The following is a 7,908-nucleotide window of genomic DNA, read 5'->3' as shown; positions in this document are numbered from 1 at the left end:
CCCTCGCTCCGACCAGGGGCCGAGAACGATCCGGCGCGGGCTGCGGGATGACAGGCGCGGCATTCGCCCATACAACATTCGCGACAGCGTCCCATCGGCTTTTCCCATCAGCCCTCCAGGTCGGATTTCCATGCCCCATCCCCTCCTCGCCTCCGCCTCCGAGACCTCGCGCCCCATCTGGCTCGTGACCGAGGCCACATGGCCCGGCATCGTGGCCGGGCTTGCGCAGCCGGCCCAAGGTTTTGCCAGGGCGCAGGGCTTCGAGGGCAAGGCCGGGAGCCATTGCCTGCTGCCGGATGCGAACGGCGAGCTTCTCGGCGTCGCCTTCGGCATCAACGGCGACGACGCCAAGAGTCGCGATCCCTTCCTCGTCGGCAAGCTGCCGGCGATTCTGCCCGAGGGCGCCTATCGCTTCGAGACGGACGCGCCGGATGCGGCGCTGGCGACGCTGGCTTGGCTCCTGGGCAGCTACGGCTTTGCCCGCTACCGCAAGCGCGCGGAGAAATCCGTGCGCCTCGTCGCGCCCCGGGGCGTCGATGCAGAGGAGGTCTCGCGCATCGCGGATGCGGTGATGATGAGCCGCGACCTCGTCAACACGCCCACCAGCGATCTCGGCCCCGACGGCATCGAGGCGGCGGCGCGGCAGCTCGCAGAGAAGCACGGCGCGCGCTTTTCCAGCATCGTGGGCGACGACCTGCTGAAGCAGAACCTTCCGATGATCCACGCGGTCGGCCGCGCCTCCGCCGTTGCGCCGCGCCTCATCGACTTCACCTGGGGCGACGAGAATGCGCCGCGCGTCACCCTCGTCGGCAAGGGCGTCGCCTTCGATACCGGCGGCCTCGACATCAAGCCAGCCTCCTCCATGCTGCTCATGCGCAAGGACATGGGCGGCGCGGCCACCACCCTGGCGCTCGCGGACATGATCATGGGCGCGAAGCTTAAACTACGCCTGCGCGTGCTGATTCCCGCGGTGGAGAACGCAATTGCCGGCAACGCCTTCCGCCCCGGCGACATCCTGCCGAGCCGCAAGGGCATCTCGGTCGAGATCGGCAACACTGATGCGGAGGGAAGGCTCATCCTCGCCGATGCGCTTTGCCTCGCGGACGAGGAAAGCCCCGAGCTCATCGCTGATTTCGCGACGCTCACGGGCGCTGCCCGCGTGGCCCTCGGGCCGGAGCTTCCGCCCTTCTTCACGGACGACGACGACCTCGCCGCCGAGATCGCCCGCTTCGGCATGGCCGTGAACGATCCCGTGTGGCGCCTGCCGCTCTGGGCCCCTTACCAGAGCCAGCTCGATTCCAAGTTCGCCGACATGAACAATACCGGCGGGCCGATGGCGGGCTCGATCACCGCCGCCCTGTTCCTGCGCCGCTTCGTCTCGCAGGCCAAGGCCCATGTGCATTTCGACATCTTCGCCTGGAACGGCTCCACAAAGCCCGCCCGCCCCGAAGGCGGCGAGGTTCAGGCCGCACGCCTGATGTACGCGCTGCTCAAGGACCGCTACGGCGTTTAGGCCTTGTTGGCGAATATGCTGCGAAAAGGAAAAGGACACGCCATGGCCCGCCAGGAGCCGTCCCGATGAGTTTCGACCGCCGCATCACGCCTGTCCGCGCGGATCTCGCCGACGAGCGCCTGCGCGGCCGGGTGGAGGCCGAGCGCTTCACCGCCGGCGCGGAGAAGCGCGTGATCGCCTCCTTCGCCGCGCTCCATCGCCACCCCTCCCGCGAGGCGCCCGTGGACACGCAGGCGATCTTCGGGGAGAGCGTGACCGTCTATGACGAGCACGAGGGCTGGGCCTGGGTGCAGCTCGGCGAGGACGGCTATGTGGGCTACCTGCCGGCCGAGGCGCTGGGCGGCTCCGGCGCGGAGCCGACGCACAAGGTCGGCGCGGTGCGCACCTTCGTCTATCCCGGCCCCAACCTGAAGCTGCCCTATCAGGATTTCCTGACCCTCAACGCCAAGGTGGCCGTGGCGGAGGTCCAGGGCGACTACGCGCGCCTCGCCACCGGCGGCTGGGCCTTCGCCGCCCACCTCAAAGGCCTCGACGCCTTAGAGGCGGATTACGTGAGCGTGGCCGAGCGCTTCCTGCACACGCCCTATCTCTGGGGCGGCAAGACGAGCCTCGGCATCGACTGCTCGGGGCTGTCCCAGACCGTGCTGCAGGCCTCGGGCCTCAAGGCTCCCCGCGACAGCGACATGCAGGAGCGCGAGCTCGGAACGCCAGTCGCGGTGTGGCCCGATCTGGGCGGACTGCAGCGCGGCGATCTCGTGTTCTGGAAGGGCCATGTGGGCCTGATGATGGATGCGACGCGCCTCATCCACGCCAACGGCCACACCATGAGCGTCACCACCGAGCCGCTCGCGGTCGCCGAGGAGCGCATCCGCAGGACCAGCTACGGGCCGATCAGTTCGATCAAGCGGCTCTGAAGCGTACGGCAGCGGACAGACCCGCTCCGCGGGTATGAGAACCATCCCCCGCCCTGACGGTTTCCCCGTCGGAGCGGCGGAATGGGAGCCAATGCTACGCACCTTCGCAATCGGCCTCGGCGTCTTCGGGATCCTCGCCATCGCGGCGCTGCTCCTCCTCCGGTCCTACGGCGTGGCGCAGTTCGACCGGCTGATGAACCGGGTCGAGCCCGACCCGACCGCGCCCGTTCCGACCGCGGAGGAGGCCGCGTTCCACCGCTCCCTGTTCGTCGCCGACCTTCATGCCGATACCCTGAAATGGGACCGGGACCTGCTCGAGCGCTCGTCCTACGGCCATGTGGACCTGCCGCTGCTCGTGGAGGGCAACGTGGCCCTCCAGGTGTTCACTATCGTCACCCGCAGCCCCATTCCCGGCCTGCGGGAGGGGGATCTCGGCGCGCGCTGCGTCAGCGGCACCAGCCTCAACGTGACGGCCATCCTCTCGGCGCTCCAGGGCCGTCCCATCTGGAACACGCGCGAGCGGGCCTTCGGGCAGATCGACCGGCTCAAGGACGCGGTCAGGCGCTCCCGCGAGCGGCCGGGCCCCGAATTGCGGCTCATCGAGACCGCCGAGGATCTCCGCCGCCTCGTGGCCGACCGGCGCGCCGGACAGCCCGTCGTCGGCGCCCTGCTCGGGATCGAAGGCGGCCACTGGATCGGCGATCCGGATCTCGGCGCGGTCACGGTCGAGGACGACATGCGCCAGCTTTTCGAGCGCGGCATCCGCGTGTTCGCGCCGACCCACCGCTTCGACAACAGCCTGTCCGGAGCGAGCGAAGGCTGCGAGCGCTACGGGCTGACGGTGGCCGGCCGCTCCGCCCTGCAGCTCGCGCAGCAGCTCGGCATGGCCGTCGACCTCGCCCACATCTCCCCGCGGGGCCTGCGCGAGGCGGCCGACCTGCTCGCAAAGCCCTTCATGATCTCACACACCGGCATCAAAGCCCGCTGCGAGCCGCCCTGCCGCCCCGTCCGCAACCTGAGCGACGAGGAGATCGCGCTCGTGCTGGACCAAGGCGGCCTGATCGGCGTCGGCTTCTGGCCCCAGGCCATCGGCTCCAGCATCTGGAGGATCGCCGACGTGATGCAGCACATCATGACAATGGCGGATGCGGTCGGCGCGGAGCGAGGCCGCAACATCGCGCTCGGCGCCGATTACGACGGCTCGGTCACGGTGCCGTTCGATACGAGCCAGCTTGCGATCCTCACCGCGATCATGCGCCGCTCGGGATTCGACGAACGGACGATCCGCAACATCGCCGGGCTCAATGCCTGCCGCCTGTTCGCCGAAGTCCTGCCCGGCGGCAGCGCGGCGGCCGCGCAGGAGACCTGCCTGGAACCGGAGCGCGACGTCTTGCTCAGAGAACCCTGAGCCGTCGTCAGACCTGCGCCTTGCGCAGCGGTTGGAGCGATCTGCGGGTCACGGAGCGCCAGATCCACTCCACCGGCCCATAGCGGAAGAACCTCAGCCAGACATGGCTCGCCGCCACGAGAAGGGCGTAGGTGACGACAGCTGCAAACAGCACATCGGCCGCGCCCAGCTTGCCGATCAGGTCGAAGGCCCACCCGTAGAAGAGAATCTGGCCGATGAGCCCGTAGGCCAGGTAATTGGTCAGCGCCGTCCGCCCCGCAGGCGCAATAAGCGCGCCGATGCGGCGGCCCGCACGGCTGTCGAAAAAGAGCGCAGCTGCTGCGAGATAGCCGACGGCGAGAATGGTTCGTCCCGCCAGCGTGAGCGTGGTGAGCGGCGTCTCCCGGGGGAGCGTGACATTGGCGGCGGACAGGGCCAGCCCGATGGGAATGGCCAGCGCCGTGACCTTCATCAACCACGCACGATGCGCTCCGATGTCGTTCGGGATGCGCTCGCGCCCGGCCCAGAGCCCCAGCAGGAACAGGCCGAAGATGTTGGTGAAATCCCAATCGGCGGTAACAGAATGGCTTTCGGCGAAGCCGAGATAGCGCCGCGCTCCGTACTCGGCCGCCGCATAGTAGGACGAGCTGCCGAATGCCTGCAGCGCCTGCAGGTCGGAAGGCGTCTGCACATCCGGGCGCTGCGTGAAGCCTAGCGCCGCCAGCGCGATGGGAAAGCCCAGCAGCAGGAACCCCGATACAGCCAGGATGACGCGCTGCGGCAGCCGCGCCGCCAGAGGCAGCAGGAGGCCGAAGATGGCATAGGTGATGAGGATGTCGCCCCAGTAGAGAAAGATGAAGTTGAGGCCGCCGAAGATCGCCAGCATCGACAGCCGGCGGATGAACATCGGCATGAAGAATGCGCGGTCCTCGGACCGGTCGAGGATCAGCCAGAAGCTCAGGCCGAAGAGAAAGGAGAAGGCCGAAAGCGACTTTTTATCGACAAAGACCTGAAGACCGACTTCGACAATGCGGTCGAGCGTATCCTGCACGGCCGCCAGCTGTTCGGCGGACATGTATTCGAGGCCGCTCATGGAGTGCCAGTTCATGGCGAGAACACCGAACAGCGCCATGGCGCGCACGGCGTCGACGACGCCAAGCCGCTCCTTTGCCCGGCCCGGCCGCTCCGGGCGCGCGACCCCGGCCACCGGCGTGGTCATGGCGGGTGGGTCCCGCCGCTCTGCTGTTCCCGAAATCCGAGATCTCGTGCGGACCTTGGATGCGGCCTTGGTAGCCGCGTCGGCCTTTTCTCTGCCGCGCCTCATGCCTCGGCTGTCCTCTTGGCGACCTCCCGACAGCCGGGCGGCTCAACACTGCATACAGACGCTTCCGGCTACTCGGCGGCCGGCACGGGATAAGCGGGGTTGGCGGGAGGAATTTCCGTCTGATCCGGTTCGCGGGTCTGAATATCGCCGGTTACGGGAACTTCTGGCAGCGTTGCTTCACGCGGCGCCGTGGGAGCGCTCGTGAACGACCAGATCAGCATGCCCACCAGGTAGAGGCCCAGCAGAAGCGCGCTGGCCAACAGCACCATCAGAACAGGGCGGCCTTTCGGCCCCTGACGCGCCTCGACATCGGTTTCGACCACGCGGCTCCCGGTATTTCTGCCGCGGAGCGGGACCCGCTCTTTCCAGGACATTGTACTCTCCAGCTTTGTTATGCCTAAGGATACAATCGCTGGAATACGGCCAATGGTTCCCTGAAAGAGCCGTCCTGCAGGAAGTTCCGCGTCTTCGCGAGGAAGTGAACGCGATGGAGCAGGAGCACCTGCGGCTCAGTAGCCGCGGCCCCGGTCGACCACGTTCTGGAAGGGCTCGCCGGCCTCGTGGCGGCGGATCTGCTCGGCGATGTAGCGCGCGGTCGCCTCCGGCTCGCTAACCGCCGCGTTGTGCGGCGTGACCGTGACGCGCGGATGCAACCAGAGCGGCGAGTCCTGTGGCAGGGGCTCCACCTCGAACACGTCGAGGGTTGCGGCCTTCAGCGTGCCATCATCGAGACAGGAGAGAATATCCGACTCCACCTGCAGCCTGCCGCGCCCCGCATTGATGAGCACCGGCCCGCCGAGTGCGCCGTCGCGCGCGAGTTTCTCGAACAGGGAGCGGTTGAGGATGCCTGCAGTGTCGGAAGTCAGCGGAATCAGGCTCACGAGAATGTCGGTTCGGTTCAAAAAGGAGGCCAGCCCCTCCTCGCCCGAATAGACCTGAAAACCGTCCACATTCTTCGGTGTGCGGCTCCATCCAGCCACGTCGAAGCCCATGACCTTCAGCTTGCGGGCAGCATCCTGCCCCAGCACACCAAAGCCCATGACGCCGACGCGCACATCCCCTGCAATCGGCGGCGTACGCTCCGCATCCCAGCGCTTCACCCGTTGGTCCTCGTCATATCGGCGCTGGTCGCGCAGATACATAAGGCAGTGCATGACCACGTACTCGCTCATGCGGTTGGTGAGATTGTCCTGCGCCACCCGGATGATCGGCACGTCGGGCAGATCGGGATAGCCCATCAGGTGATCGACACCAGCGCCGAGCGAGAAGATCGCCTCGAGTTTAGGCAGGCCCGACAGGCTGCCGGGCTTGGGTCCCCATGTCGCCACATAGCGGACCGCATTCCTGTCGAGGTTCTCTCCGAGAACGACGATGTCGCGGTCGGGCAGATACTTCCTGAAGCGTTCGACCCACGGCTTCGGCTCCCATGTCAGGGCGATAAGCAGGCTCATGAGGCGGCTCCGATACGCTCGAGGATCATCGGGGCCGGTGCTGTCCCGCCCTCTCCGATGGTGTAGGCCGTACGAACGGCGTGGGCTGCAATCTCCGCCGCCTCCACGCTGCGTGCATGGACAATAGCAAGCGGGTGTCCGGCATCGACCGCCGCACCGACTTCTACCAAATCGGTGAGGCCGACTGCGTGGTCGATGGGATCCTGCGGCCGGGTTCGTCCGCCGCCGAGGGCCACAACGGCGACGCCGATGTCGCGCGTTGCGATCCTCTCGACGGTACCGGGCCGATCCGCATGGACGGGGAGGATCACGGGCGCGGCCTGGAGGTGCTGGCTGGGCCGTTCCAACAGGTCGGCAGGACCGCCAAGGGCGACCACCATGCACTGAAAAACCTCCGCCGCCTTGCCGGAGGCAATCGCACGCTCGACCTTCTCTCGCGCCTCACCGACATTTGCGGCGATCCTGCCCAGCACGAGCATCTCGGCCGAGAGTTCAACGGTGACCTCGTGGAAGCGCCGCTCACGGCGGCGACCTGTAAGATAGTCGATGGCGTAGGCTACTTCGACCGCATTGCCTGCCACCGAGGCGAGCGGCTGGTCCATGTCGGTGAGCAGCGCGCTCGTCGGCAGGCCAGCGCCGTTGGCAACGAGAACGAGGCTTTCGGCCAGGGCACGGGCGCCCCTCGCATTGTCCATGAAGGCACCCGAGCCGAACTTCACATCCATCACGAGTCCCTGAAGCCCTGCGGCCAGCTTTTTGGACAGAATGGAGGCGGTGATGAGATCGATGGACTCCACCGTCGCCGTCACATCGCGGATAGCGTAGAGCCGCTTGTCGGCGGGGGCGAGATCGGCCGTCTGGCCAATGATGGCGCAGCCGACCTCGCGCGTCACGCGCCGGAAGGTATCGATATCGGGCTGCGTGACATAGCCTGGGATGGAGTCGAACTTGTCGAGCGTGCCGCCCGTATGGCCAAGGCCACGACCGGAGATCATCGGCACGAAGCCGCCGCAGGCGGCAACAGCAGGCCCGAGCGCAAGGCTAACCGTATCGCCCACTCCGCCCGTCGAATGCTTGTCGAGCACGGGACCAGGAAGATCCCATTTCAGCACTTCGCCGGATTCCATCATGGCCTGCGTTAGCGCCACACGCTCCGGCACGGAAAGGCCACGGAAGAAAATCGCCATGGCGAAGGACGCCGCCTGCCCCTCGGATACGCGGCCGGAGGCAAGGCCCTCGATGAAGTTCCGGATCTGCTCGGCATCCAGCGTTCCGCCGTCGCGCTTACGGCGGATGATTTCCTGCGGAAGAAGAGTCAT

At 67.1% G+C, this 7,908-nt stretch carries 7 protein-coding genes; 3 read left to right on the top strand and 4 right to left on the bottom strand.

The window, feature by feature from the left end; all coding sequences use genetic code 11:
* Nucleotides 1-130 precede the first annotated feature (130 nt).
* The 3 genes from LG661_RS02735 (at nucleotide 131) to LG661_RS02725 (ending at nucleotide 3,835) form a co-directional block, all read left to right on the top strand.
* The gene (locus LG661_RS02735) at nucleotides 131-1,513 is read left to right on the top strand and encodes a leucyl aminopeptidase family protein (protein WP_230530323.1); all 1,383 of its coding nucleotides are present in this window, start codon (nucleotides 131-133) and stop codon (nucleotides 1,511-1,513) included.
* A 65-nt stretch (nucleotides 1,514-1,578) separates the two neighbouring features.
* Nucleotides 1,579-2,427, top strand: a complete 849-nt coding sequence (locus LG661_RS02730; RefSeq protein ID WP_230530322.1) for a C40 family peptidase — start codon at nucleotides 1,579-1,581, stop codon at nucleotides 2,425-2,427.
* A 91-nt stretch (nucleotides 2,428-2,518) separates the two neighbouring features.
* On the top strand, nucleotides 2,519-3,835 hold the full coding sequence (locus LG661_RS02725) for a dipeptidase (protein ID WP_230530321.1): 1,317 nt from the start codon (nucleotides 2,519-2,521) through the stop codon (nucleotides 3,833-3,835).
* A gap of 7 nt (nucleotides 3,836-3,842) precedes the next feature.
* Here the strand turns inward: LG661_RS02725 and LG661_RS02720 are convergent, their stop codons facing one another.
* From LG661_RS02720 to deoA, 4 genes are all read right to left on the bottom strand, one after another.
* Nucleotides 3,843-5,138, bottom strand: coding sequence for a DUF418 domain-containing protein (locus LG661_RS02720; RefSeq protein ID WP_230530320.1), 1,296 nt, complete (start codon nucleotides 5,136-5,138; stop codon nucleotides 3,843-3,845).
* 68 nt (nucleotides 5,139-5,206) lie between these two features.
* Nucleotides 5,207-5,512: a hypothetical protein gene (locus LG661_RS02715; protein WP_230530319.1), complete on the bottom strand. Its 306-nt coding sequence runs from the start codon at nucleotides 5,510-5,512 to the stop codon at nucleotides 5,207-5,209.
* Between the two features lie 135 nt (nucleotides 5,513-5,647).
* Nucleotides 5,648-6,589: a 2-hydroxyacid dehydrogenase gene (locus LG661_RS02710; RefSeq protein WP_230530318.1), complete on the bottom strand. Its 942-nt coding sequence runs from the start codon at nucleotides 6,587-6,589 to the stop codon at nucleotides 5,648-5,650.
* The gene (deoA, locus tag LG661_RS02705; RefSeq protein WP_230530317.1) at nucleotides 6,586-7,908 is read right to left on the bottom strand and encodes a thymidine phosphorylase; all 1,323 of its coding nucleotides are present in this window, start codon (nucleotides 7,906-7,908) and stop codon (nucleotides 6,586-6,588) included. Before deoA ends, LG661_RS02710 begins: the two co-directional genes overlap by 4 nt.

The sequence above is a fragment of the Microvirga roseola genome, from assembly GCF_020866965.1.
Lineage (GTDB): Bacteria > Pseudomonadota > Alphaproteobacteria > Rhizobiales > Beijerinckiaceae > Microvirga > Microvirga roseola.
This window is presented reverse-complemented; position numbering and strand designations above follow the sequence as displayed.

Excerpts from the sequence above, each read along its gene's own strand:
- LG661_RS02735 (WP_230530323.1), top strand. The coding sequence starts at position 131 with ATGCCCCATCCCCTCCTCGCCTCCGCCTCCGAGACCTCGCGCCCCATC.
- LG661_RS02730 (WP_230530322.1), top strand. The coding sequence starts at position 1,579 with ATGAGTTTCGACCGCCGCATCACGCCTGTCCGCGCGGATCTCGCCGAC.
- LG661_RS02725 (WP_230530321.1), top strand. The coding sequence starts at position 2,519 with ATGCTACGCACCTTCGCAATCGGCCTCGGCGTCTTCGGGATCCTCGCC.
- LG661_RS02720 (WP_230530320.1), bottom strand. The coding sequence starts at position 5,138 with ATGAGGCGCGGCAGAGAAAAGGCCGACGCGGCTACCAAGGCCGCATCC.
- LG661_RS02715 (WP_230530319.1), bottom strand. The coding sequence starts at position 5,512 with ATGTCCTGGAAAGAGCGGGTCCCGCTCCGCGGCAGAAATACCGGGAGC.
- LG661_RS02710 (WP_230530318.1), bottom strand. The coding sequence starts at position 6,589 with ATGAGCCTGCTTATCGCCCTGACATGGGAGCCGAAGCCGTGGGTCGAA.
- deoA (WP_230530317.1), bottom strand. The coding sequence starts at position 7,908 with ATGACTCTTCTTCCGCAGGAAATCATCCGCCGTAAGCGCGACGGCGGA.